The organism is Arthrobacter sp. AFG7.2, from assembly GCF_002892835.1.
Taxonomy (GTDB): domain Bacteria; phylum Actinomycetota; class Actinomycetes; order Actinomycetales; family Micrococcaceae; genus Arthrobacter.
Map to the genome: position 1 here is coordinate 159368 of NZ_PJMB01000008.1, position 24267 is coordinate 183634.

Below are 24267 nucleotides of genomic sequence, written 5' to 3' on the forward strand. Positions count from 1 at the left end.
TGGCTGCCCCGCAGGGGCTACTGTTTCTGCCGGCCCCTGCCCCGGCGCCGGGCTGTAGCGGCGCGGGCTATGGTCTGGGTGCCACCCTCGGTGTGCTTTGGCTGGACCGGTACTTTCCCCGGCTGGACCTGCCGCGCACCCCAGGTGCTCTTCTCATGGCCGCTGGACAAGGTGCCCAGGTCTGCCTCACGGATCGCCGCCCAGCCTGCTGCCACCAGATACACCTGGCTCACCAGGTTAAACCAGATCAAAAGGCCGATGATGATGGCAAAGGGTGCCAGGATGGGGTTGCGGCCGGCGCCGGCCAGAAGCTCCGTGCTGAAGATTTGCAGGACCGTGGTGCCCAGCGCTGCCAGGACGGTGCCTTCGAGGAGCGCCCTGCGGGACAGCTTCAACCCCCCGGCCAGCCGGAACATGATGAGGGCCGTCACCCAGCTGAGCACAAGGGGCACGGCAATCTTGATGGACGTGGTCAGCGGCCCCGCCACAACCTCGTCCAGCCGCAGGAAGTCCGCGACCCAGCCGGCGGCTGTCCCAAAGACCAGGGAAGCTCCTGCGCTGATCACCAGGGCAACCCCCAGAAGAATCAGGGTGCCGGCGTCGCGCAGCTTCAGCAGGACGGGATTAACCAGCGGCGGGGGCAGTTCCAGCACGCCCCGGAGCCCGTCCCGCAGGCTGGCGATCCAGCGGAGTGATGTGAAGACTGTCACGGCGGCCGCGATGGCCGCGGTCCACCCCAGCCCGTCGGGATCCAGCAGGTCCTGCGGGTCTACCAGCCCTTCGCCGCCATTGACTTTCAAAAGCCCGGGCGCGCTCTGGGCAACGCTGCTGATGATGGTTTCCAGCAGCGCGGGCTGGCTCCTCAGGACCAGGCCGGCGACGGAAAAGCCGGTGGCGAGGAGGCCGGTGATGGAGAAGAACATGTTGAAGCCGATGCCGGCACTCATGAGCGGGCCGTGCTGGAGGGTGTAATGCCGAAAGGCACGCATGGGGCGAAGCGCGTTGAGGCGGGCCACCAGCCACTGCACCATGGCCATCAGGCCGCCGAGAGCTCCGCTGCCGGACCTGCGTGCTTTGTTCCACTCCATCCGTTTCTGGATGACCGCCAGCTTCAGGTGCGCGTGGTCAGTGGGAAGCGGCAGTTGTCCCGCCCGGTCCGGCTGTGTCCGCGGATCGGGTGCCGTCGTCGTCAGTTTGGGTACCAAAGTCCAGCTCTTCCCGTAGCTGCCAAATGCCGTCAGCATCGTGCTCGTAAAGTCCCATGCTAACCACGGGGAAGGTGGCCCTGTAGTTCCTCAGCACCGTTTCGGCTTCATCGAGGCTCTCAGGCGCTACATCATGGGCAATAGTGACGTGCGGATGGTAGGCAAACGGCAGCTCACGGTGGAGAGGGCCCTGCTGGAGCTTTTGATGCAGGACCACGCAGTCCTCAAACCCGTCCTCCACGTTGATGAAGACCACGGGAGAAACCGGGCGGAACGTTCCGGTTCCTGCGATGGTGACGTCGAAGGGACGCTGTTCACGCGCCACCTCCCGGACATGCTCCAGGGTGGCTTCCCAGTCCCGGGTAGGTGTGGTGGTCACCAATGTGATGTGGGCCGGCACTGTGTCCGCCAGCGGGTCACCGAAGGAAGCCCGCCACCGCTGCAGTTCCGCCGCAATGTGGGGCGGGAAGCCCAGGATGACGCCCACGCTGATGTCCTCGGAACGGGACACGGGGCTAACGGCCGCAGCACGGTGGCCGGCAGGATCGCCGTGGGAACTGCCCTGCGTCCCCGCCACCCGGTGGGTGGCGCGGGAAGCTTCCCTTGCCGCGACTTTGCTGGAGGACATGGTGCTAGCGGACTCCGGCAAGGCTCAGGGACGGAAGGAAGCCCATCCGCTCATACACCTGCGCCAGGGTGACAGTGGCGATCTCGCGGGCCCGCTCTGCACCATGGGCGAGCAGCCTGTCCAACTCTGCAGGATCAGCCATAAGCTCGTTGGTCCGGTTGCGCAGGGGCGTCACGAAGTCCACCACTACTTCCGCGAGGTCCACCTTCAGGTGGCCGTACATTTTGCCCTGGTACTCGGCCTCGAGTTCAGCCACGGACTTTCCGGTCAGGGAAGAGTAGATCGTCAGCAGGTTGGAGACGCCGGGCTTTTCTTCGGCGTCAAACCGGATTTCCGTCCCGGCATCCGTCACGGCAGACTTGATGCGCTTGGCAGCGGTCTTGGGATCCTCGAGAAGCTGGATGGCCCCGTTGGGCGATTCCCCGGTCTTGGACATTTTCGCGCTGGGGTTCTGCAGATCGTAGATCTTTGCGCTTTCCTTGACGATGGTCGCTTCGGGGACCGTGAAGGTGGGTCCAAACCTCGTGTTGAAGCGCTGGGCCAGGTTCCGGGTGAGCTCCAGGTGTTGGCGCTGGTCCTCCCCCACAGGCACCAGGTCGGTCTGGTAAAGCAGGATGTCCGCGGCCATGAGGGTGGGGTAGGCAAAAAGGCCCAGGGTTGCCGCGTCAGCGCCGGACTTCTGCGTCTTGTCCTTGAACTGGGTCATGCGTGAAGCTTCGCCAAAGCCGGTGATGCAGTTCAATGCCCAGGCCAGCTGGGCGTGCTCGGGAACGTGGGACTGGACAAAGAAGATGCTCTTGTCAGGGTCGATGCCCGCCGCAATGTACTGCGCTGCCACGATCCGGGTGCGCCTGGCCAGCTCGGCAGGATCAAAGTCCACGGTGATGGCGTGCAGGTCCGGAATGAAGAAGACTGCATCGTACTGCGCCTGCATGTCCACCCAGTTGCGCACGGCACCGATGTAGTTGCCGAGGTGCAGGGAATCAGCAGTGGGCTTTGCACCGGAGAGGATGCGCTTCTTGGCGGCCGGCGAAGTAGGGCTGGTCATGGGGAGGAAACCTTCGGGCTCAGAGCTGGTAATCCACTACCAGCGGTGCATGGTCGGAGAAACGGGTGTCCCACGAGGCTGCGCGGTCCACAACGGCAGAGATGGCAGACGCAGCCAGGGCCGGGGTAGCCAGGTGGTAGTCGATGCGCCAGCCGGTGTCATTATCAAAGGCCTTGCCGCGCTGGGACCACCACGTGTAGGGCCCGTCAACCTGGCCCGCGAGGTTCCGGTGCACATCGTGCCAGCCGATCTCCTCGCCCAAGAACCTGTCAAAGTACGCCCGTTCTTCCGGCAGGTGGCCGGCCTTCTTGACGTTGCCCTTCGAGTTCCGGATGTCCAGGGGTGTGTGGGCCACGTTAAGATCCCCCACCACGAGGGCGTGGTCGCTGTGCTTGGTCAGCTCGGGGAGCCTGGTGCTCATGACGTCGAGGAAGCGGTATTTGTCGTCCTGCTTGGGCGTACCGACTTCGCCGGAGTGGACGTAGGCGCTTGCAACCGTGAGCTGGACAGCATGTCCGGACGCATCAGGGAAACGGAAATCTGCCTCCACCCAGCGGCCTGCCGTGGAAAAGTAGTCATCACCAATGCCGTCCCGGGTTGCCAGTGGTTCCTCACGGGAAGCTATTGCGACGCCGGCGCGGCCTTTTGCTTCGGCCTCGGCATGCAGGATGTGCCAGCCTTCGCCCAGCAGCTGCCGGACGATTGCGTCCGGGGCGCGGACCTCCTGCAGGCAGAGGATGTCCACTTCGCGCGGCTCAAGCCAGGCCGCCATGCCGTTTTTGTAGGCAGCCCGGAGGCCGTTCACATTAACGGATGCGATGCGAAGGTGGTCCTTCTTCAATGCCGAGATCACCCGCTCCACTCTAGTCGATGATGGTTCCGGTAACCGGCTCTCCACTGCCGCCCGAAGACTTGATCATGTCCCTGGCGTTCGTGGCTGTGATCTCAATGGTTTCGAGGGCACGGTTGATCGTGTCCTGGTTGGCAGCGGCACCCTTGGCGCGCTCCTCCTCCACCACACGGACCTGCACCTGGACAATCTTGAAGGAGTGGTCCAGCTTCAGGTCGCGGACTTCCTCAGCCTGGCTGCGTTCACCAACAACCCGGGTTCCTCCCTGGTCAGCGGCCGTGTACGGGCCGCGGCCCGCAGCCGTGGTGAAGGCATTGTGGGCTTCGTTCAGCTTTGCGCCGGCCTTCTTTGCGGCCTTCTGGATGCTGAACACCACGAAGCAGGCGAGTGCCAGCCAGAAGGCGGCAATGACGGCAACAACCCATCCCACCACGTCGTTCTGGTTGGCCGCGAAGATCACGGCCACCACAAACGCCGTCACGAGGACCATCAGTCCCGGCCCGCTGATTCGGAACATGGAGAATCCGCCCCGGGCGGGTTTGGAGGATGACCTGGAGCTGCCCAAAGATTGCATGCACCTATTGTCTCAAATGGCCGGGTATGCTTCCGCCGCCTTCCACCCCGGGCGAACACCTCCTACTTCAGGAAGAGTTGGCGCAGCCGCACCGTGGTGAGCAGCATGCCGACGGCGGTCATCACCAGGAAGTAACCGATATGGACGGGGGTGGCAGCAGTAAACGTGCCAACGCTGATCTGGCGCAGCAGTTCCACCCCGTGCCACAGGGGCATGGCCTGGATAAGCCACTGGATGGCCTGCGGGTAAACGCTCAGCGGGTAGAACGTGGCGCTGAACAGGAACATGGGCAGCATGATGAAGTTGATCCAGTCCATCTGCTGGAAGGTCTTCAGGAAGCTGGTGATCCCCATCCCGATGCTGGCAAAACCAAAGGCAATCAGGACGGAGGCCGGAACCATCAGCAGCGCCCACGGTGTGGTGATCAGGCCCATAACGCCCATCACGGCCGTGAACCCCATGGCGTAGAGCAGCCCGCGCAACAGCGCCAGGAAGATCTCCCCGAGGGCAACATCCAGCGGACCCAGCGACGTGTACAGCATGCCCTGGTAGAGCTTGGCGAAGTTCATCTTGAAGAACACGTTCCACGTCGAGTCGTAGACCGCGCCATTCATCGCCGAAACGGCCAACAGCGCCGGAGCGATGTAGGCCGCGTAGCTGATCTCTCCGCCTCCGGGCCCCTCCACCGGCCCCACGATGGCACCGAGCCCCACTCCCATGGAGATCAGGAACAGGACCGGTTCAAAGAAGCCGGACAGCATCACCAGCCAGTTGCTGCTCTTCGTGGCCAGCAGTCCACGGGCTATCACTGCCCTCGCGTTGCGGGAATACAGCGGCCCGAAGGTCCTGTTGCGCGCCCGGTCCGTCGCACCCGTAACGGGCAGCCCGGCGCTCATCGGGCCATCCTTGCCGCGAACTGCCGGCGCGTCAGGAACCAGCCCAGCACCGCGAACCCCACCAGCACTGCCACGTGCAGGACGGTCAGCAGCGGCGGTTCCTGGTACCCATAGCTGAACACCCGGCCCAGCTCCGTACCGTGCCAGATGGGTGAAATCCAGCCGATCCAGCGGACCGCGAGCGGAAGGCTGTCCAGGGGAAAGAACGTGCCGGAGAACAGGAACAGCGGCATCACGATGAACCGCATCACCAGGGCGAACTGGCCCTTGTCCTCGGTAATGGACGCGGAGTACGCCATCAGCGGCAGGCCGAAGGACAGCCCTGCGAGCGTTGCAACGAGGATGGTGACCCAACCCCAGCCGCCGGGCGCGGCGCCGAACAGGGCAACAGCCGCGAAGTACACCGCGGACTGCAGCAGGAACCGCAGCGTCACGGCCATGACTTGTCCCGCTGCGATCTGCTGCGGGGTCAGCGGCGAGGCGTGGGGCCCGTAGTAGGTCCGGCGCCATTTGAAGCCGTCCATCACAGGGAAAGTGAATTCGTTCGCGGCGGTCATGACGGCAGCGGAAACCAGCAGCGCCGGAGCCACGAAGGTCACATAGCCCACTCCCCCGAAGGCTCCCCCGCCCTGCGCGTCAACCAGGGCAGCCAGGCCCACGCCCATGGCAAACAGGTAGGCCACCGGGTGGCCCACGCTGTACATGATGATGGACCAGCTGTACCCCTTCATCACCCGGAGCACCTGCTCGGCGTAATAGAAAGCGCCCCAGCGCTTCGCCTTGGCGGCCGCTGTTTCCGCGCTGTGTGCCCGCAACGCCTCTGTGGCCGGCCGCTCAGTCAACGAGGCTCCTGCCCGTCAGCCGGAGGAACACGTCTTCAAGCGAGGACCTGCGGACCAGTGACGTCAGCGGCCGCAGGCCGCGGGAAGCCACCTTCTCAAGGGCGCCTTCGCCGTCGTGCGCGTAGATCAGCACCCGGTCCGGCAGGACCTCCAGGCGCTCCCCGATGCCGTCCAGTTCGGAGGAGATGGTGGCGTTCCGTGCGGAACCGAACCGCAGCTCAACCACTTCCCGTGTGGAATGCTCGCGGATCAGCTGGGCCGGAGACCCTTCGGCCATGATGCGGCCCTTGTCCACTACCACGAGCCGGTCGCACAGCTGCTCGGCTTCGTCCATGTAATGAGTGGTCAGGATCAGCGTGACGCCCTGTTCCTTGAGCCGGAAGAGCCTGTCCCAGAGGATGTGCCGGGCCTGCGGGTCCAGCCCGGTGGTGGGCTCGTCCAGGAGAAGGATCCGCGGTTCGTTGATCAGCGAGCGGGCGATGGTCAGCCGCCGCTTCATGCCGCCGGACAGCGCATCAACCTTCGATGTTGCCTTGTCCGTCAGCTGGGCAAACTCCAGCAGTTCATCGGCCTTCGGCTTCAGGTAGCTCATGGGCAGCCCGAAGTACCGGCCGTAGACCAGGAGGTTGTCCCGCACCCGCAGTTCTTCGTCCAGGTTGTCCTGCTGGGGAACCACGCCCAGGTGGGCGCGCACCTCCGGGCCGTGCGTGTCCGGGTCCAGGCCCATGATCTGCAGGCTGCCTGAAGTACGGCGGGTCACTCCGCCGATCATTTTCATGGTGGTCGATTTGCCTGCGCCGTTCGGCCCCAGCAGGCCGAACGCTTCGCCCGCGGGGACGCTGAACGAGATGCCGTCGACGGCGGCAATGTCACCATAGGTCTTGGTCAGGTTTTCTGCCGTGATGACAATACGCCGGGCTTCGGTGTGGGGCTCTTCGGCTGGCTGGACGGCGCCTGGTGCGGCGCTTGAGGACACGGTGGCTTTGTTGTGCACCCTCCGCAGACTAGTGGAGCGGGCGGGCAGGTGGAAGGGGACTGCCCGTTCACTGCACAAAAGCCTGACGGCGGCCCGCCCCTTGTGCGCAAGGTGCGGGCCGCCGTCGGGCGTGAAAAAAGGAAACTACTGTGTGGCTGCCGCTTTGCGTTCGGCGGCTTCCACCACATTGGTCATCAACAGTGCGACGGTCATGGGACCCACGCCGCCGGGGTTTGGTGAAATCCAGCCGGCTACCTCCGCAGCGGCCGGTTCAATGTCGCCGTGTACCTTGCTCTTGCCCGTTTCGGGGTCAGTTTCCCGGGTGACGCCGACGTCTAGCAGGGCGGCGCCCGGCTTCACGTCCGCAGCCTTAACAATGTGCTTGACGCCTGCGGCGCCCACAATGACGTCAGCCTGCCGCAGCAGCTCCGACATGTTCGTGGTGCCGGTATGGGTCAGTGTGACCGTGGCGTTGACCTCGCGCCGCGTCAGCAGCAGCCCGATGGACCGGCCGATGGTCACGCCGCGGCCCACCACCACTACATGCTTGCCCTTGAGGTCGTAGCCGTTGCGCACCAGCAGCTCGATGACGCCGCGGGGTGTGCACGGCAGGGGCGAGGTGATTTCACCGTTGACGTTGAGCACCAGCCGGCCGAGGTTGGTGGGGTGCAGGCCGTCCGCATCCTTGTCCGGGTCGATGCGTTCCAGGATGGCGTCAGTGTCCAGGTGCTTGGGGAGCGGCAGCTGGACGATGTAGCCGTGGCAGGCGGGGTCCGCATTGAGTTCATCAATGAGTGCTTCGACCTGTTCCTGCGTGGCATCCGCCGGAAGCTCACGCTGCATGGAGTTCATTCCGATCTCCACCGACTGCTTGTGCTTCATGGACACATACAGCTGGGACGCGGGGTCCGCGCCCACCAGCACGGTGGCAATGCCGGGAGTGACGCCCTTGGCCTTAAGTTCGGCCACGCGTTCCTTCAGCTCCGACTTGATGGCCGCAGCGGCTGCCTTGCCGTCAAGGATTCTTGCGGTCTGGGTGGTTTCAGTCATCGGATCACCACTGCTCGTGCTGCGGGTACAGGGGGAAGTCGGCCGCGAGCTTGTCTACGCGGGCCTGGAGCGCCTCAACGTCGGCGCTGTTGCCGGCCTTCAGCGCGGTGGCAATGATTTCGGCCACCTCGGTGAACTCGTTGGCGCCGAAGCCGCGGGTGGCCAGTGCAGGGGTGCCGATGCGCAGCCCTGAGGTGACCATCGGCGGACGGGGGTCGAACGGGACGGCGTTGCGGTTGACCGTGATGCCCACGGAGTGGAGCAGGTCTTCTGCCTGCTGGCCGTCCAGCTGGGAGTTGCGCAGGTCAACCAGGACCAGGTGCACGTCGGTGCCGCCGGTGAGCACGGACACGCCGGCTTCGGCGACGTCGGCCTGGTTGAGGCGATCAGCGATGATCCTTGCGCCTTCCAGGACACGCTCCTGGCGCTCCTTGAATTCCTCGGTTCCGGCGATCTTGAAGGCCACGGCCTTGGCGGCGATGACGTGCATCAGCGGCCCGCCCTGCTGTCCGGGGAAGACATTGGAGTTGAGCTTCTTGGCCCACTCCTGCTTTGCCAGGATCACACCGGAGCGCGGACCGGCCAGGGTCTTGTGCACGGTGGAGGTGACGACGTCGGAATGCGGAACCGGGCTCGGGTGCAGTCCGGCGGCCACCAGGCCGGCGAAGTGCGCCATATCGGTCCAGAGCAGTGCGCCCACCTCGTCCGCGATGGAGCGGAAGGCGGCAAAGTCCAGGTGGCGCGGGTAGGCGGACCAGCCGGCGATGATTACCTGGGGCTTTTCGGCGATGGCCTGCTCGCGGAGCTTGTCCATGTCGACGCGGAAGTTGTCTTCCTCCACCTGGTAGGCAGCCACGTTGTACAGCTTGCCGGAAAAGTTCAGCTTCATGCCGTGGGTCAGGTGGCCGCCGTGGGCGAGGGACAGGCCGAGGATTTTGTCACCGGGGGTGATCATGGCGGACAGCGCCGCGGCGTTGGCCTGGGCGCCGGAGTGCGGCTGAACGTTGGCGTACTCGGCGCCGAAGAGAGCCTTGACGCGGTCGATGGCCAACTGCTCGGCAACGTCGACATATTCGCAGCCGCCGTAGTAGCGGCGGCCCGGGTAGCCCTCGGCGTACTTGTTGGTGAGGACGGAGCCCTGCGCTTCCATGACGGCGCGGGGAGCGAAGTTCTCGGAGGCGATCATTTCCAGGGTGCCCCGCTGGCGGCCGAGTTCCTGATCCAGGACGGCGGCGATTTCGGGGTCAAGCTCAGCCAGCGGCTGGTTGCTGACGGCGGTTGTTGAGGTGGCTGTAGTAGTCACGAAGAACTCCTGGCTAGGGATACGGGCACTGCTTAGGTCAGGCTACCGGCTGACGCAACTTCGCACCCCCATGTGACGGGACGTGAAAGAGCGGCAGGCACTGCTCTGCTGGCGCAGGTGCAGCCCCAATTCCGGCAAGACATGACCCTCGGCCCAGGCGTACGATCCGTGGTCTTCGTGATTGCCGCTCCCTGGTGGTTAGCCACCCAACGCCAGTTGCGACCCCACCAGCCTACCAAATCCCAGGTCCGCTGCGCGGGTACCCTTGTAGGCGTGAATGAAGAGCAGCTGAACCAAGCGTACGTAGTAACCCTGTCCTGCCCGGACCGCCCGGGAATCGTCCATGCAGTGGCCGGAGCCCTGCTGGTGGCGGGGTGCAACATCATGGATTCGCAGCAGTACGGCAGCCCGGCGACGGGCAACTTCTTCATGCGCGTGGAGGTGACCACGGCTGCTCCCCAGCAGGAACTGCGGGCTGCCCTGGAGCCGGTGGCCGGGGCCTTCGGCATGCAGTGGAGCCTCAACCCCGTGGGCCAGAAGGTTCGTACCCTGATCATGGCCAGCACGTCCGCCCACTGCCTCAATGACCTGTTGTTCCAGCAGCGCAGCGGGACCCTGCCCATCGACATTCCGGCCATCGTGTCCAACCACCAGGACCTGGCCGGGCTTGCCGAGTTCTACGGCATCCCGTTCCACTACATCCCGGTCACCAGGGAGACCAAGGCCCAGGCAGAAGACAAGCTGCGTGCCCTTATGGCAGAGCACGACATCGAACTGACGGTCCTGGCCCGGTACATGCAGATCCTCTCCGATGAGCTCTGCACCGAGCTCACTGGCAAGGCCATCAACATCCACCACTCTTTCCTGCCGTCCTTCAAGGGCGCCAAGCCGTACCACCAAGCCCACGCCCGGGGCGTCAAACTGATCGGCGCCACTGCCCACTACGTGACGGCGGCCCTGGACGAGGGCCCCATCATCGAGCAGGAAGTCATCCGGGTGGACCACGCCCGGACCCCGGAGCAGTTCGTCCAGATGGGCCGTGACGTGGAAGGCCGCACGTTGGTCCAGGCAGTGCAGTGGCATGCTGAACACCGCGTCCTGCTCGACGGAAACCGGACTGTCGTCTTCAACTGACGGACAACAGGCCCCAGGAGGAGGGTCCTGCGCTCCCCCTGATGTCCTAGGCTTGGCGCATGGCTCCTCTCTACCCCTTCGCCGGGAACACCCCGGCTGTCCACGACTCCGTTTTTGTCGCGCCGTCCGCGTCCATCATTGGCAACGCGACCCTTGCCCGGGATTCCAGCGCCTTCTACGGTGTCTCCGTGCGGGCTGACACTGCCGCCATCAGCGTCGGCGAAGGCAGCAACCTGCAGGACAATGTGGTGCTGCACGCCGATCCCGGCTTCCCCTGCACGGTGGGCGAACGGGTCAGCGTGGGCCATGCCGCCGTCGTCCATGGTTGCACCGTCAAGGACGACTGCCTCATTGGCATGGGCGCCACCATCCTCAACGGGGCGGTCATCGGCGCCGGCTCGCTGATTGCGGCCGGCGCCGTCGTGCTGGAGGGAACGGTGGTCCCGCCCCGCTCACTCGTGGCGGGCGTGCCGGGCAAGGTCCGCCGTGAACTCACTGAAGAGGAGTACGACGGAGTTCGGGCCAACGCAGCCCGGTACCGTGAGCTGGCGGCCGCCCACCGGGACATGCACTCCTAATCCAGGCTGATGGGGCCCAGCTCGTCCAGAAGTTCACCCGGTCCCGGGTTGCCCGGCGCTGAAGCACCGCCGAGATGGTTGACGACGCCCCACACCGCGTTCAGCCCGGTGGTGACGGCGCCTTCTGCCCAGCCGGCGGTGAACGAGACGTCGTCGCCAGCCAGGAAAATGCCGCGCTGGGATTCAGGCAGGGCGTCCTGCTTGAAGTGGGTGAACAGCCTCTGCTGGTAGCGGTAGTGCCCCGGCAGGTTGGCCTTGAAGGCGCCCATGAAGTTGGGGTCCGCTTCCCAAGAGACGGTGATGGGCTGGCCCACGATATGGCTGGCAATGTCCACTGTGGGATAAATCTGCTCGAGCGAGTGCAGCATCAGTTCCACGCGCTCGTCCGCGTCCAGCGCCAGCCACTTCAGCGCGTCGTCGTTCCAGGTGTAGGAGAGCAGGATGACGGCGGGCTTGTCCGGTCCGTTGTCCAACAGGTAGGTGGCGCGGTTAAGGCGGTCCGTGAGCGTCATCGAGAGGACCTCGTTGCCGGTGTCCGGATCGATGTCCTTCCAGAACGGCCGGTCCACCATCACGAACGTCTTGGATGACTGCATATAGTGCGAGCGCTCGATGGCCGTCCACAGTTCTGCGGGGAACAGTGCTTCCTCGGTATGGATGCGGGTGGACAGCAGCCAGGACTGGCAGGTGGTCACGACGGCAGGGTAGCTGGCTTCGCGGCCCCAGCGTTCCCGGATCCGCAGGTTTCCGTCCGGGTCGCGGCTGATCTTCCCCACGGCGCCGCGGGGCGAGCCGGAGTGCAGCGAGGACAGGGACGTTCCTTCCGGCCAGTGCGCCATGCCCGACGGCGCGTGCTGCCACAGTGCCTCGGGCAGCCGCTGCGCTCCCCCGCTGATGAGCCGGTGCTGATCATCGGCGTCGGTGTAGACCACGCGGAGGATCTCCAGGATGGAGTTCGGGAAGTCCGTGTCCCAGCCGCCGGTCCCGAAGCCCACCTGGCCGAAGGCCTCACGGTGCGCGAACCCTGCCTTCTTAAAGGACTCGCTGGCTGCGATAAAGCCGTAGAAGGTCTGCTCATCCATGAGCGGCAGCAGTTCGTTCCAGAGTTCCTTGATCCGGGCAGTATCCCGGGACCGGATGGCCGTCTGCATCTCGGCGAAACTGGCGCCGTCGTTTACGGCTGCCTTCCAGGCGTCGGCAACTTCCCGGAAAAACGGCGGCAGGTCGCTCGGCTTTTCCGCATAGTGTTTCTGGCCGGCCAGCTCGATTACGGTGCTGGAGGTGGCCGGGGACAGCGGGTTGGGGAACTCCTGGGTGTCCAGTCCCAGCAGGTCGATGTAGTGGTACAACGCCTTGCCGGACACGGGGAACCTCATGCCGCCGAGGTCGGCCACCACGCCGGGTGCGGCGGGGAATGCCGCCGTGCGGAGGCGGCCGCCGATCTGGTCTGCCTCGTACACTACGGGCCGGAGGCCCAGCTTCATGAGTTCGTACGCCGTGACCAGGCCGGAGAGCCCGGCTCCGATGACGGCGACCTCCGTGCCCAGCAGCTCCGGGGGAACTGATCCCAGGCCGTCCGGGTGGGCCAGGTAGTGGTCGTAGCTGAACGGGAAGTCCGGGTTCAGCATGGTGATGGGACCGGCCGGGGTACCGTCTGCGGAAGGGGCAGCAGCCGGGCCGGCAGAAGTACTGGATGGGTCCGAGGCCGGCAGTTCGGTGGCGATGGTCATGGTAGTTATGCCTTTGTGGTTTCGGGGGTTTTCTGGGGTGAAGGTTGCGGACCGGACAGCTCACGGTATTCCTCGTTGCTGAGGGCCGCCACCCTGGAGTTCCGGCGGCCGTAGCCGAAGTAGGCAGCCACACCCACCAGCATCCAGACGGCGAACGTCACCCAGGTGTCGGCGCCAAGGTTGGCCATCAGGTAGGCGCACATCGCGGCCCCGAGGATCGGAGTGAGCGGGAAAAGGGGCACACGAAAGGTCCTCTCCAGTTCCGGCCGGGTGCGCCGCAGGTAGATGACGGCGACATTCACCAGGGCGAATGCGAACAGGGTGCCGATGCTGGTGGCGTCGGCGAGCGCGCCGAGGGGCACCAGACCGGCGGTCAGCGCGACGGCGGTCCCCACCAGGAGCGTGCCGGCGACGGGAGTGCCGGTACGGCGGGAAACGCGCCCGAAGACCTTGGGGATCAGGCCATCGCGGGACATGGACAGCAGGATGCGGGTCTGACCGTACAGCACGGTGAGGACGATGCTGGCGATGGCCAGCACGGCGCCTACCGCAAAGACCAGTGCGATCCAGGGCTGGCCGGTGGTTTCCTCAAGGATTTTGACCAGGGCAGCTTCGGTTCCGTCGAACCAGCCCCACGGCCTGGCGCCGATGGCGGCGACTGCCACCAGGACGTAGATGGTGGTGACGATCAGCATGGAGAGCATGATGGCCCGCGGCAGGTCGCGCTTGGGGTTGCGGGCTTCTTCACCTGCGGTGGAGGCGGCATCGAATCCGATGTAGGAGAAGAAGACGCGCGAGGCTGCGGCGGAGACACCGGCTGCACCCATCGGCAGGAGCGGTTCAAAGTTTCCGGCATTGAACGCGGTGAACGCCACGGCGCAGAAGAACAGCAGGATGCCCACCTTGACCACCACGATGGAGGTGTTGATCCAGGCGCTTTCCTTGGCGCCGCGCACCAGGAGGATGGTCGCGAGGACAACAATGATCATGGCCGGTATGTTCACCACACCGCCGTCCCCGGGAGGCTGTGACACTGCGTCCGGAAGAACGGAGCCGAACACGGCGAGGGTTTCGTTGACGTACTGCCCTGCGCCCACGGCGACGGCGGCAACGGACACGGCGTATTCAAGCACCAGGCACCAGCCGCAGATCCAGGCCATGCCTTCGCCCATGGTGGCGTACGTGTAGGAGTAGCTTGAACCGGCCACCGGGACCAGGCCCGCCATTTCGGCGTAGGACACGGCGGACAGCAGGGCGGCCAGGCCGGCGATGGCGAAGGAGATCCAGATGGCGGGTCCGGCCAGGGGAACGGATTCGCCCAGGATCACCAGGATTCCCGTCCCCAGCGTGGCACCCACGGAGATCATGGTCAGTTGAAGGACACCGAAACTGCGGACCAGGCGGGGGCCGCCGTCGTTGCTTTCCGCCTCATTGACCATCCGGGCGATTGGCTTGCGGCGCAGCAGCTGGGCGCCCAGGGCGGGACGGGCCGCTGTTCCGGTCGCTCCGTCCGGGGCCTGGCCGGAGAGTGTAGGCACAGTCATCGTTGACGTCCGTTCGTGTCGTTGGCTGGTTGATCTTCTTTTTCCCCTCACCCACAGTAGGGGTGTGAGCCGCATCTCAAGGAGGTGCAAAGTGACCTATAGTGTTCACCCATGAGACGTAATGCACCAGCTATAGATGGTAGTCCCGACCAGCTGGCCGCGGTGACGCTGGGACAGTTCCTCGCGGCCCTGCCCGCCGACGTGAAGATGGTGCACGACGCAGGGAACGGCCAGGCACCCCTGCGCTGGGTGGAACCGAGCGAACTGGAGGACCCGACGCCGTACCTCCTCGACGGCGAATTTGTCCTGACCGCGGGCCTGCCCTTCCGGGACGAGGGCGGCAGCGGCACGGCGAGGGCGGACGAATACGTGCGCAGGCTCGTGGCTGCCGGGGTGGCCGCTCTGGGATTTGGCCTGCAGCCCTATTTCGACGCCGTGCCGGACCACGTCGTGTCGGCCTGCCGGCAGCATGGCCTCACCCTGGTGCAGGTACCGTCCAGCATTCCTTTTGCCGCGTTGGGCATGGAGTTCTCCAAGCTCCTGGAATCGGGCAACGCGCAGGTGTTCCGGCAACTGGCGGAGACCAACCGGCACCTGATGCGGGCGGTCCTCTCCGCCCGGCCGGAACATGAACTCCTGGCCGCGCTGATCCAGCGGGTTCCTGCCTGGGCCGTCCTCGTCGGCGCGGACGGGCGGGTCCGCGCCCGGGCCGGGGCCGCCGTCGGACTTTCCCGTCTTCAGCCGCTGCTCAAGCGGCTCCTGACCGGCAGCGGACCGCGGGTGGAGACGGAGACCCTCGAAGCCCCAGGGCCGGCCATGGTCGTCGGCCACCCGCTGAGGAGCACCCGGGACGCCACCCTGGGTGGCCTGGTGCTGGGAACGGACAAGCCCCTGACCCCGGCCCAGAACAACGTGGTGTCATCTGTTGTGGGCCTCCTGGAACTGCTGGTCCGGCAGCGGACCAGCGGTTCCCTGGCCCCCAGCCAACTGGCAACCGCCCTGCTGCTGCACCCCGGGAGCCTTTCGGGAAGCAACGGCCGGGAGCTGGCCAGCCTTCAGGAGTTGCTGGCCCAGAGCGTCTCCGGAAACCGGCCGGGTCCCGTCCGGGTGGTCCAGGGCGTACGGGCGGAAGCTTCCGCTACAGCCGCGCCGGACGGGCCGGTGCGCGAACTGCTTCAGTGGCGGCGGCTGTTCGACACCAAGATGGTGGAGCTCACCGATTACGGTTTCGTTGCCGTGACCCGGCTCCCGGTGGATGAGAGCCTGCTGGCCGAGGTGGAACAGCTGGGGTGGCGCCTGGTGGTGGGCGAACCAACCGGGCTGCCGGGTCTTGCGGCCGCCTATCGGCGTGCCAGTGCCCTGCGCCCCAGGGTGGCCATCGCCCAAAGGAGCCTCCGGGAAGATGAGCTGACCTGGTCCGTGACCGGTCTGCTGGGCGGCGATGCCGGTGCGCTGCTGGCCGCACGCCTTCTGGCCCCGGTCCTGGAACTGGACGCCGAGCGGCGGGCTTCACAGCTTCGGGTCCTCCGGTCCTGGCTGGCAGCCCACGGCAGCTGGGACGCCACAGCCAAGGACCTTGGCCTGCACCGGAACAGCGTCCGCCGCCAAATCAACGGCGTGGCAGAACTGCTCGGCCTTGACCTCGGGCAGGCACAGGCCCGGGCCGAGCTCTGGATTGCACTCCAGTACGTGGAGGACGCCGCACCGGACAGCAGCGCGGAGGAGACAGCCCCGTTGGCGGACGCTGCTCAGAGGCCCCAGGTGCGGTAGAGGCCAGGACGCCGTTCATCCAGGTACGGCACATTCTGCCGCTCACGGGCAGCTGCCCCCGGATCCACCTCGGCGTACAGGAGCTGCGGTTCCTCACCCGCCTCTGCCAGCAGCCCGCCGTCGGGCCCGGCCACAACGCTGCCACCCAGGAACCTGCATCCCTCCTCTTCCCCGGAGTGGTTTGCGTAGGCGATGGTCAGCTGGCTCTCCAGTGCCCTGGCCCGCAGCAGGATTTGGGGAACGGCATCGAAGCCATGTGCCAGGGCGGTGGGGACCAGCAGCAATTCCGCGCCGCTGACCGCAGCAGCGCGCACGGATTCGGGAAACTCCACGTCGTAGCAGATCAGCAGGGAGGTGGGGACCCCCTCAAAGTCCACGACGGCGGGACGCTCCCCGGCCGGACTGAAGGCCGCCCGCTCGTCGGGGCCGAAGAGGTGGACCTTGCCGTAGCTGAGCAGGCTGGACCCGCCGGCGTCCAGCAGGGTGGCGCTGATCTGCCATTCGCCGTCGTCGCTGATGCGCGGGAGGCTGTAGACAAGCCCAATCCCGTTGCTTCGTGCGATGCCGGCCATCCGGTCGTGGAGCGCCGGCAGGAGTGAAGGATCCAGCTCGGAACGCACCCGGCGGGGAGCGTAGCCTACGGGAAACAGTTCAGGGGTAATCAGGATGGCTGCCCCGTGCGCTGCTGCAGTCCGGGCAGCAGCAGCAATGGCGCGGCAGTTGGCGTCAACATCAAGGACCGCAGAATTTTCCTGCAGGAGTGCCAGCAGCACTGCTACCACCTTCCATCGTTGGAGGGCCGCGGAATGGGCTTGCTTCCAGCGTAACGACGAGGCCGAACCTGTCTGCGGGCTGTTTGCACTGCCGGCGGCCGCGTGCGGGTCAGTTCGTCCTGGATCTCTGACGATCCGGAACAATTGCCCGTTGCGTTAACTTCTTGACTACAAGAGCCGGGATAGGGCAATCTTCTTAGCATGTCCGCCACCACGCGCTCAACGAGGAGCAAGCCAAAGAATCCCGGGTCCCAATCCGCCCTTCGCCAGCTGAACCAGCAACGGATCATCGAGACCCTCATGGGCGGACCGGCCACGCAGGCGGAGCTTGCCAGGCAGACGGGCCTCTCCACTGCGACGGTTTCGAACATCGTCAAAATCATGCTCGACTCCGGCCTCGCGTCAGCGGAGCCCATCACCAGCTCTGGCCGGCGGGCACTGAACGTCAGGCTGAACAGCAACGGCGCCGTCGCGGTCGGCATCGACTTTGGGCGGCGGCATCTCCGGGTGGTTCTCGCCTCCCTCAGCTACCACGTCATCGCCGAGGAATCCGTGATGCTCCCGCTCGGCCACCAGGCCGAAGAAGGCATCCGGGCCGCCGTCGCCCTGCTGGACAAACTGTTGCGGGAGAGCTCCATTGACCGTACCGCCGTGGTGGGCGCCGGCGTCGGAATCCCCGGCCCTATCGATCGGCGCACCGGAACCGTGGCACAGGGCGCGATTCTTCCGGAGTGGGTGGGGATCAACATCCTCCAGCACCTCGAGGAGACCCTGCAAATCCCGGTGTTTGTTGACAACGACGCCAATCTTGGCGCCTGGTCTGAGGTCACGTGGGGGCAGCACTCCGGGGTCAGCAACCTCATGTTCCTTAAGATCGGATCGGGCATTGGTGCGGGCCTGATCCTTAATGGCGCCCCCTATTACGGAAACGTCGGCATAACCGGAGAAATCGGCCACGCCACCATCCATGAGCAGGGGCTCGTCTGCCGCTGCGGCAACCGTGGCTGCCTGGAAACCATCGCTTCCACCACTACGATGATCGAGCTCCTCAGTAGGGGCGAGGACAGGCCGCTGACCCCTGCCGACATCGTCAGGAAAGCCCTCGAACGGGATCCCGCCACCCTCCGCGTGGTGGATGACGCAGGCCTGTCAGTCGGCCGGGCGTTGGGCAACGTCGCCAACCTGATCAACCCCGAAGTGATCGTGGTGGGGGGCCCGCTGGCCGGCCTGGGCGACATCCTCCTGGATCCCATCAGGCGGGGCCTCGTCAGGCATGCGGTGCCGGTGATCGGCGAAACCACAACGCTGGCAATGTCCTCCCTGGGGGACCGGGCTGAAGCCCTTGGGGCAGCAGCTTTGGTGTTCCAGCATGCAGGGATCCGGAAGAACTAAACCGTTTCGTTATCCCACGATTGCGTTAAAGACTTGACGACAACAGTAGTGATCAAGTTTACTTTTGGATCAGACGGCCCTGCGCTTTGCCGGCCGGACAAAGAAGTCATTGCATTGGAGGGTTAGGGCTCATGACGTCCCAGACCACGCAAACGGAACCGATCATCCTTGAGATGCGGTCCATCACCAAGGAATTCCCGGGCGTTAAAGCGTTGGACAATGTGAACCTGCGCGTGAAGGCCGGGGAAATCCACGCCATCTGCGGCGAAAACGGCGCCGGCAAGTCCACTTTGATGAAGGTGCTTTCGGGCGTCTACCCGTACGGCAGCTATGACGGCGACATCGTCTACCAGGGCCAGGTGCAGCAGTTCCGGGACATCCGGGCCAGCGAACAGGCGGGCATCGTGATCATCCACCAGGAACTCGCGCTGATACCGGAGCTCTCCATCATGGAGAACATCTTCCTTGGCAATGAGCCCACCAAACGCGGCGTCATCAACTGGGCCGAAGCGCGGCTGCGCTCCCTGGACCTGCTGGCACGGGTGGGACTGCGGGAGGACCCGGACACGCCCATCAAGGAAATCGGCGTCGGCAAGCAGCAGCTGGTGGAAATCGCCAAGGCCCTGAACAAGTCCGTGAAGATCCTCATCCTGGACGAGCCCACAGCGGCACTGAACGAGTCTGATTCACAGCACCTGCTGGACCTGATGCTCGGCCTTAAGGCCAAGGGCATCACCAGCATCATCATTTCCCACAAACTGAACGAGATCGAGCAGATCGCCGATTCAATCACCATCATCCGTGACGGCAAATCCATTGAAACGCTGAACGTCAAGGCGGACGGCGTGGACGAGGACCGGATCATCAAGGGCATGGTGGGGCGCACGCTGGAGTCCCGTTTTCCAGAGCACACGCCCAAGATCGGCGAGGTGTTCTTCGAAGTCAAGGACTGGACCGTGGGCCACCCCAACGTCCAGGACCGGCTGGTGTGCAAAAACTCCAACTTCTTCGTCCGCCGGGGTGAGATCGTCGGGTTCGCCGGTCTCATGGGCGCCGGCCGCACCGAGCTGGCGCGTTCGGTGTTCGGCCGCTCCTACGGCCGCTTCATCAGTGGGCACATTCATAAGGACGGCAAGGAGCTCACCCTTAAGTCCGTACGCCAGGCCATCGATGCCGGACTGGGTTACGTGACAGAGGACCGCAAGTCCCTGGGGCTGAACCTGCTGGACGACATCAAGACCACCACGGTGGCGGCCAACCTGCGGAAGATCAGCCACAACTCGGTGGTGGACCCGAACCAGGAATTCACTGTGGCGGAGCAGTACCGCAAGTCCCTGCGCACCAAGACCCCGTCCGTGGAGGAAGGCGTGGCCAAACTCTCCGGCGGCAACCAGCAGAAGGTGGTCCTCGCCAAGTGGATGTTCACGGACCCCGACCTGCTGATCCTGGACGAACCGACCCGTGGCATTGATGTTGGCGCCAAGTACGAGATTTACGGCATCATCCAGCAGCTGGCCAACCAGGGCAAGGGAGTCATCGTCATCTCCTCGGAGCTCCCCGAACTCCTGGGCCTGTCCGACCGCATCTACACAATTTTCGAAGGCGCCATCACCGGTGTCCTGAACAAAGACGAGGCCAGCCAGGAAAGCCTGATGAAACTGATGACCTCCGCCCGCAAAGCCGAAGCCGCCTGATCCCCTGGATCATCCACAGAACCTTCCGGACACAAGGACACACACCATGAACGCCCTCAAAAAGCTGTTTGGCGGAAACACCCGCCAATTCGGCATGATCTTCGCCCTCGTGGCATTGATCATCTTCTTCCAGATCGCCACCGACGGCCGGACCCTCACCCCCGGCAACGTCATCAACCTCTTCAACGGCAACTCCTACATCCTGATCCTCGCGATCGGTATGGTCCTGGTCATCATCGCCGGCCACATTGACCTGTCGGTGGGATCCGTAGCGGCCTTTGTAGGTGTCACCGTGGCCCTCGCCATCCGCGACTGGGGCATCCCCTGGTACGCGGGCGTGCTGCTGGGCCTGGTCCTTGGCGCGGTGATCGGCGCCTGGCAAGGCTGGTGGACGGCCTATGTGGGGATACCTGCCTTCATCGTGACCCTCGCAGGCATGCTCCTCTTCCGCGGTTTCAACCAGTTCGTTGGCAAGTCCAACACCATCCCGGTCCCCGCCGACTTCCAGTACCTCGGTTCCGGATACCTTCCGGAGGTGGGACCCAACACCGGGTTCAACAACCTCACCCTGCTGCTGGGCATCGCAGCCGCAGCGTTTGTGGTGTGGGGCGAGCTCCGCTCCCGGGCCCGGGCCAAAGCGCTTGGCGCAGAGGTGCCCGAGATGTGGGTCACCGCCCTCAAGCTGGTCCTGATCTGCGGCGCCATCCTCTACGCCACGTACCTGTTCGCCACCGGACGTCCCGGCACTTCCTTCCCCATTCCGGGGCTGATCCTGGCCGTCCTGGTGTTGCTGTACGGGTTCATCTCCTCCCGCACCATCCTGGGCCGCCATGTCTACGCAGTGGGCGGCAACCGCCACGCTGCCGAGCTCTCCGGCGTCCAGTCCAAGAAGGTCAACTTCCTGGTCATGATGAACATGTCCGTCCTCGCCGGCCTCGCCGGGATGATCTTCGTGGGCCGCTCCACCGCCTCCGGACCGTTCGACGGCGTGGGCTGGGAACTGGACGCCATCGCCGCAGTGTTCATTGGCGGCGCAGCAGTGACCGGCGGCGTGGGAACCGTCGTCGGGTCGATCATCGGCGGCCTGGTCATGGCTGTGCTGAACAACGGCCTCCAGCTGCTGGGCGTCGGCGCCGACCTGACCCAGATCATCAAGGGACTGGTGCTGCTGATCGCGGTTGCCTTCGATGTCTACAACAAGAGCCAGGGCAAGAAGTCGATCATCGGCATGCTGATGAGGAACTCCGGCGGACGCGCCTCCGGCGGCGGACCCAGCAACCCGCTCCAGCCGGACGAAACCACCTCCACCAAGGAAGCCATCGCCAGGGAAGCCTGAGCCTTGCACCCGAATAGCGATAAACCATCACAAAGAAAGAGAACCAACAATGCGAATGATTGGTAAAGCAGGAAAGGCAGCAGCGGTTGCTGCCATCGCAGCACTGGCGCTGACGGGCTGCGGACGGTCCGAGACCTCCACCGGCGGCGGTACCGAAGGCGCCAGCGGCTTCGAGCAGGACTCCTCCATCGGCGTCGCCCTTCCACAGAAGACCAGTGAAAACTGGGTCCTGGCAGAGAAACTGTTCAACGAGGGCCTCACCGAAGCCGGCTTCAAACCTGACGTACAGTTCGCCAACGGCGGCGTGTCCGAGCAGCAGAACCAGATCAGCGCCATGGTCACCAAGGGTGCCAAGGTCATCATCGTCGGCGCCATCGACGGATCACAGCTGGGCACCCAGCTCAAGCAGGCCAAGGATGCCGGCGCCACCGTCATCGCCTACGACCGCCTGCTGCTGAACACCGAGAACGTGGACTACTACGTGGCCTACGACAACTTCAAGGTCGGCGAGCTCCAGGGCCAGGCGTTGCTGGAAGGGCTCGAAGCGCAGAAGGGTCCCGGTCCGTACAACATCGAACTCTTCGCTGGTTCCCCCGACGATGCCAACGCTAAGGTCTTCTTCGACGGCGCCATGAGCGTCCTGCAGCCGAAGATTGACGACGGCACGCTCAAGGTCCTGTCGGGCCAGAACACCTTCGAGCAGGCTGTGACCCAGGGCTGGAAGGCTGAGAATGCCCAGCGCCGCGCTGACACCCTGCTGACCGGCAGCTACTCCAGCGAGCCCCTGCACGGCGTCCTGTCCCCGAATGACACCCTGGCCCGCGCAGTCCTGACCTCCGTCAAGGCCGCCGGCAAGGAACTGCCCATCGTCACCGGGCAGGACTCCGAGGTTGAGTCCGTGAAGTCCATCATGGCGGGCGAGCAGTACTCCACCATCAACAAGGACACCCGCAAGCTCGTTGAGCACGCCATCACCATGGTGAAGGATCTCCAGGCCGGCGAAGAACTGGAAATCAACGACAAGGACTCCTACAACAACGGTGTCAAGACCGTTCCGGCTTACCTGCTGGAGCCGGTCATTGTCACCGCTGAGAACGTCAAGACCGCCTACGCGGGCGACCCGGTTCTCGAACCGATCACCAAGTAGGAATACAACGCGGAAGCGCCCGGTCCCCTCTTGGGGGCCGGGCGTTTCTGTGCCTGCTGCTGCCCTGCTCTACTGCTTGACCGTGAGGACTCCGGGCCCGGAGAACTGCAGTGCGTGGTTCCGCACTGCCTGGGGAGTGGTGAACGCCTTGTAGCTGTAGGCGTCCGCAGGGTCCCAGCCGACGTCGGTACTGAAGTCCCAGCCAGTCCAGTCCGGGGCAGGCTCCCCGGCGAGTTCTGCTTCCTTCAGGGCCTCCGCGCGGTTTTGCTCAAATGACGCCTGCGCCACAGCGTTGAGATCGGTCTCCTGGCCGTTGAACCACGATCCGGTATCGCTGAACCGGTGCCCGTTGTAGCTGCTCACCATGATCGATTCGTCAGCGCCCGCTCCGGTGTAGTCGAAAGCATTGCCTTCTGAGAAGATCCGGGATTCGTAGCCCGCTCCCAGGAAGTAGCTGTTCCCGCCCTGGGCTTCGCTGATCATGGGATATTGCGGGTGTTCTGTGCTTGCTACAAAGTAGTTGTTCAGCACGTGCACCTGCCCGAACCGCACGCGCGGCCCGCGCTGCTGGATGTTCTCGAAATGGTTGCCGATGTAGCTGACTCGCAGCTTCCCGCCGTCCTTGTCCACATGCTCGTCACCTGAGCCCAGCAGCATCGTCTTGTCGTGGTTCTGGATCTTGCTGTTGGAGATGGTCACGTAGTCCGTGCCGTCCTTGAGGTCCAGCAATCCGTCGTGCCGGTTGGCGGACTTGCCGCGAAAACCCAAGGGTGCCTCGCTGTCGGGGAACCGGCCATCCGTAAGCCGGACATGGTCTATCCAAAGGTGGTCAGAGGTAACGGATGAGACTGCATCGAAGCGTGCGTTCCAGGCACCGTCCCCGTCGTCGGGAGACCAGGTGCTGAAGAAATCCACCGGGGCCTCCACGCTGAGGTTCCGCATGACAACATTGGTGGCACTGAGGATGACGATGTTGGCGCCGACGAAACCTGAATCAGCGCCTAGGCCAATCAGCGTGGTGTTGCTGGGCAGGCTTACCTCGATCTGCCGTTTCATGTTGTTGCTGCCGGTCTGCCGGAGCTGCCGCTGCTTCCTGCAGTAGTCGAAGGTCTGGTCACTCCAGGCCTTTCCCTCCGGCCCGAAGCAGGACATGTATTTGTTGATGTCATATCCCGGCGCATAGTCCTGCTCCCCCAGGATGCGGCCATCGGCTGCCTGATTGCCATCGATGGTCCCGTTGACGTATATGACCTTGGGTGCTTTGGGTTCACCGTTATTGGCCAGCGCTGCCTTTAGCCCGGCCAGCGCACTCACCTCGTAGCGGCTTTCAGCGGGAGCACCGGCACCGCCGTTGGTACCGCTTCCGACGGCGGCCCAACCGGTGGGAGCCGCATCGTCACCGCGGATAATGCCGCCGCCAGTGGGAGCAGGGCTTCCGGTCGCCGGAGCTGCAAGGGCCAAGCCTGCCGCAAGGGCAAAGACTGTGGCTGATGCGGCGGCTGCTCCAATCCTACGGCGAAGGCCGTACCGGGTGGACAGGAAGGTTCGGGGTCGCGGTTCGGACGTCATTGGCCTTATTTCCGGCATGCCAAAGAGACCACATGCCTGCGTGGGTTCGGATCAGGGCTGGAAAAACAACTCGCCGAGAAAGCGCTTTCTGAGGAGTGTTCTATTTCTACTTGCCTTGTGACAAGCCTGTCAAGGGGCATTCCGGACGCATGAGAAGAAAGCTCCCGCAAGTTCCTTCCAAGGTTGTCCCACTTTTCTCACGAAATGTCCGGACTCTCGCCCACGCAA

General features: G+C 64.6%; 21 protein-coding genes. 7 read left to right on the plus strand and 14 right to left on the minus strand.

Going from position 1 to position 24267, the window contains the following annotated elements; all coding sequences use genetic code 11:
* Window positions 1–17: 17 nt before the first annotated feature.
* The 10 genes from CXX84_RS14700 to glyA all read right to left on the minus strand — a co-directional run bounded on the left by CXX84_RS14700 (window position 18) and on the right by glyA (window position 9372).
* Window positions 18–1088 (minus strand): YihY/virulence factor BrkB family protein, encoded by a 1071-nt coding sequence (locus tag CXX84_RS14700; RefSeq protein ID WP_102977459.1) that lies wholly within the window; start codon window positions 1086–1088, stop codon window positions 18–20.
* A gap of 37 nt (window positions 1089–1125) precedes the next feature.
* Window positions 1126–1833 carry a 2'-5' RNA ligase family protein gene (locus CXX84_RS14705; RefSeq protein ID WP_223253104.1) on the minus strand — a complete coding sequence of 236 codons (708 nt, stop codon included), beginning with the start codon at window positions 1831–1833 and terminating at the stop codon, window positions 1126–1128.
* Between the two features lie 4 nt (window positions 1834–1837).
* Entirely contained in the window at window positions 1838–2881 is a 1044-nt protein-coding gene (trpS, locus tag CXX84_RS14710; protein ID WP_102977460.1) for a tryptophan--tRNA ligase, read from the minus strand.
* Between the two features lie 19 nt (window positions 2882–2900).
* Window positions 2901–3734 (minus strand): exodeoxyribonuclease III, encoded by an 834-nt coding sequence (locus CXX84_RS14715; RefSeq protein WP_102977491.1) that lies wholly within the window; start codon window positions 3732–3734, stop codon window positions 2901–2903.
* A gap of 10 nt (window positions 3735–3744) precedes the next feature.
* Window positions 3745–4305, minus strand: a complete 561-nt coding sequence (locus CXX84_RS14720; protein ID WP_102977461.1) for a hypothetical protein — start codon at window positions 4303–4305, stop codon at window positions 3745–3747.
* 62 nt (window positions 4306–4367) lie between these two features.
* Window positions 4368–5201 carry an ABC transporter permease gene (locus CXX84_RS14725; protein WP_102977462.1) on the minus strand — a complete coding sequence of 278 codons (834 nt, stop codon included), beginning with the start codon at window positions 5199–5201 and terminating at the stop codon, window positions 4368–4370.
* A complete protein-coding gene (locus tag CXX84_RS14730; protein WP_102977463.1) occupies window positions 5198–6043 on the minus strand; it encodes an ABC transporter permease in 846 nt (281 codons plus the stop codon). Before CXX84_RS14730 ends, CXX84_RS14725 begins: the two co-directional genes overlap by 4 nt.
* Window positions 6036–7019: an ABC transporter ATP-binding protein gene (locus tag CXX84_RS14735; protein WP_411266218.1), complete on the minus strand. Its 984-nt coding sequence runs from the start codon at window positions 7017–7019 to the stop codon at window positions 6036–6038. Before CXX84_RS14735 ends, CXX84_RS14730 begins: the two co-directional genes overlap by 8 nt.
* A 144-nt stretch (window positions 7020–7163) precedes the next feature.
* Window positions 7164–8069, minus strand: coding sequence for a bifunctional methylenetetrahydrofolate dehydrogenase/methenyltetrahydrofolate cyclohydrolase (locus CXX84_RS14740; protein WP_102977464.1), 906 nt, complete (start codon window positions 8067–8069; stop codon window positions 7164–7166).
* A gap of 4 nt (window positions 8070–8073) precedes the next feature.
* Window positions 8074–9372 carry a serine hydroxymethyltransferase gene (glyA, locus tag CXX84_RS14745; RefSeq protein ID WP_102977465.1) on the minus strand — a complete coding sequence of 433 codons (1299 nt, stop codon included), beginning with the start codon at window positions 9370–9372 and terminating at the stop codon, window positions 8074–8076.
* 273 nt (window positions 9373–9645) lie between these two features.
* Between glyA and purU the strand changes: the two genes are divergently transcribed.
* Together purU and CXX84_RS14755 are read left to right on the plus strand one after the other, a co-directional pair.
* Window positions 9646–10506: a formyltetrahydrofolate deformylase gene (purU, locus tag CXX84_RS14750; protein WP_102977466.1), complete on the plus strand. Its 861-nt coding sequence runs from the start codon at window positions 9646–9648 to the stop codon at window positions 10504–10506.
* A 59-nt stretch (window positions 10507–10565) separates the two neighbouring features.
* A complete protein-coding gene (locus tag CXX84_RS14755) occupies window positions 10566–11084 on the plus strand; it encodes a gamma carbonic anhydrase family protein (protein ID WP_102977467.1) in 519 nt (172 codons plus the stop codon).
* Here the strand turns inward: CXX84_RS14755 and CXX84_RS14760 are convergent.
* Together CXX84_RS14760 and CXX84_RS14765 are read right to left on the minus strand one after the other, a co-directional pair.
* The gene (locus CXX84_RS14760; protein ID WP_189337609.1) at window positions 11081–12814 is read right to left on the minus strand and encodes a flavin monoamine oxidase family protein; all 1734 of its coding nucleotides are present in this window, start codon (window positions 12812–12814) and stop codon (window positions 11081–11083) included. The two genes, CXX84_RS14755 and CXX84_RS14760, sit on opposite strands and share 4 nt — an antisense overlap.
* 5 nt (window positions 12815–12819) lie before the next feature.
* The gene (locus CXX84_RS14765; RefSeq protein WP_102977468.1) at window positions 12820–14358 is read right to left on the minus strand and encodes an amino acid permease; all 1539 of its coding nucleotides are present in this window, start codon (window positions 14356–14358) and stop codon (window positions 12820–12822) included.
* A gap of 111 nt (window positions 14359–14469) precedes the next feature.
* On the opposite strand from CXX84_RS14765, the gene CXX84_RS14770 reads away from it, so the two are divergent.
* A complete protein-coding gene (locus CXX84_RS14770; RefSeq protein ID WP_102977469.1) occupies window positions 14470–16128 on the plus strand; it encodes a PucR family transcriptional regulator in 1659 nt (552 codons plus the stop codon).
* On the opposite strand, the gene CXX84_RS14775 is transcribed toward CXX84_RS14770, so the two are convergent.
* Complete coding sequence (locus tag CXX84_RS14775) at window positions 16107–16901, minus strand: nitrilase-related carbon-nitrogen hydrolase (RefSeq protein WP_102977470.1); 795 nt, start codon at window positions 16899–16901, stop codon at window positions 16107–16109. The two genes, CXX84_RS14770 and CXX84_RS14775, sit on opposite strands and share 22 nt — an antisense overlap.
* 201 nt (window positions 16902–17102) lie before the next feature.
* Here CXX84_RS14775 and CXX84_RS14780 point away from each other — a divergent pair, with 201 nt between their 5' ends.
* From CXX84_RS14780 to CXX84_RS14795, 4 genes are all read left to right on the plus strand, one after another.
* Window positions 17103–18293 carry an ROK family transcriptional regulator gene (locus CXX84_RS14780; protein WP_102977471.1) on the plus strand — a complete coding sequence of 397 codons (1191 nt, stop codon included), beginning with the start codon at window positions 17103–17105 and terminating at the stop codon, window positions 18291–18293.
* Between the two features lie 131 nt (window positions 18294–18424).
* Window positions 18425–19987 (plus strand): multiple monosaccharide ABC transporter ATP-binding protein, encoded by a 1563-nt coding sequence (gene mmsA, locus CXX84_RS14785; RefSeq protein ID WP_102977472.1) that lies wholly within the window; start codon window positions 18425–18427, stop codon window positions 19985–19987.
* 46 nt (window positions 19988–20033) lie between these two features.
* Window positions 20034–21323, plus strand: a complete 1290-nt coding sequence (mmsB, locus tag CXX84_RS14790; RefSeq protein WP_102977473.1) for a multiple monosaccharide ABC transporter permease — start codon at window positions 20034–20036, stop codon at window positions 21321–21323.
* Between the two features lie 49 nt (window positions 21324–21372).
* Entirely contained in the window at window positions 21373–22470 is a 1098-nt protein-coding gene (locus CXX84_RS14795) for a sugar-binding protein (RefSeq protein ID WP_102977474.1), read from the plus strand.
* 69 nt (window positions 22471–22539) lie between these two features.
* Here CXX84_RS14795 and CXX84_RS14800 read toward each other — a convergent pair whose 3' ends face one another.
* Window positions 22540–24039 carry a polysaccharide lyase family 1 protein gene (locus CXX84_RS14800; protein ID WP_102977475.1) on the minus strand — a complete coding sequence of 500 codons (1500 nt, stop codon included), beginning with the start codon at window positions 24037–24039 and terminating at the stop codon, window positions 22540–22542.
* Between the last annotated feature and the right edge of the window lie 228 nt (window positions 24040–24267).

Bases quoted from the DNA above. Each gene is read 5' to 3' on its own strand.
- CXX84_RS14700 (WP_102977459.1), bottom strand. From the start codon at position 1,088: ATGGAGTGGAACAAAGCACGCAGGTCCGGCAGCGGAGCTCTCGGCGGC.
- CXX84_RS14705 (WP_223253104.1), bottom strand. From the start codon at position 1,833: ATGTCCTCCAGCAAAGTCGCGGCAAGGGAAGCTTCCCGCGCCACCCAC.
- trpS (WP_102977460.1), bottom strand. From the start codon at position 2,881: ATGACCAGCCCTACTTCGCCGGCCGCCAAGAAGCGCATCCTCTCCGGT.
- CXX84_RS14720 (WP_102977461.1), bottom strand. From the start codon at position 4,305: ATGCAATCTTTGGGCAGCTCCAGGTCATCCTCCAAACCCGCCCGGGGC.
- CXX84_RS14725 (WP_102977462.1), bottom strand. From the start codon at position 5,201: ATGAGCGCCGGGCTGCCCGTTACGGGTGCGACGGACCGGGCGCGCAAC.
- CXX84_RS14740 (WP_102977464.1), bottom strand. From the start codon at position 8,069: ATGACTGAAACCACCCAGACCGCAAGAATCCTTGACGGCAAGGCAGCC.
- CXX84_RS14755 (WP_102977467.1), top strand. From the start codon at position 10,566: ATGGCTCCTCTCTACCCCTTCGCCGGGAACACCCCGGCTGTCCACGAC.
- CXX84_RS14760 (WP_189337609.1), bottom strand. From the start codon at position 12,814: ATGACCATCGCCACCGAACTGCCGGCCTCGGACCCATCCAGTACTTCT.
- CXX84_RS14765 (WP_102977468.1), bottom strand. From the start codon at position 14,358: ATGACTGTGCCTACACTCTCCGGCCAGGCCCCGGACGGAGCGACCGGA.
- CXX84_RS14770 (WP_102977469.1), top strand. From the start codon at position 14,470: ATGAGACGTAATGCACCAGCTATAGATGGTAGTCCCGACCAGCTGGCC.
- CXX84_RS14780 (WP_102977471.1), top strand. From the start codon at position 17,103: ATGTCCGCCACCACGCGCTCAACGAGGAGCAAGCCAAAGAATCCCGGG.
- mmsA (WP_102977472.1), top strand. From the start codon at position 18,425: ATGACGTCCCAGACCACGCAAACGGAACCGATCATCCTTGAGATGCGG.
- mmsB (WP_102977473.1), top strand. From the start codon at position 20,034: ATGAACGCCCTCAAAAAGCTGTTTGGCGGAAACACCCGCCAATTCGGC.
- CXX84_RS14795 (WP_102977474.1), top strand. From the start codon at position 21,373: ATGCGAATGATTGGTAAAGCAGGAAAGGCAGCAGCGGTTGCTGCCATC.
- CXX84_RS14800 (WP_102977475.1), bottom strand. From the start codon at position 24,039: ATGACGTCCGAACCGCGACCCCGAACCTTCCTGTCCACCCGGTACGGC.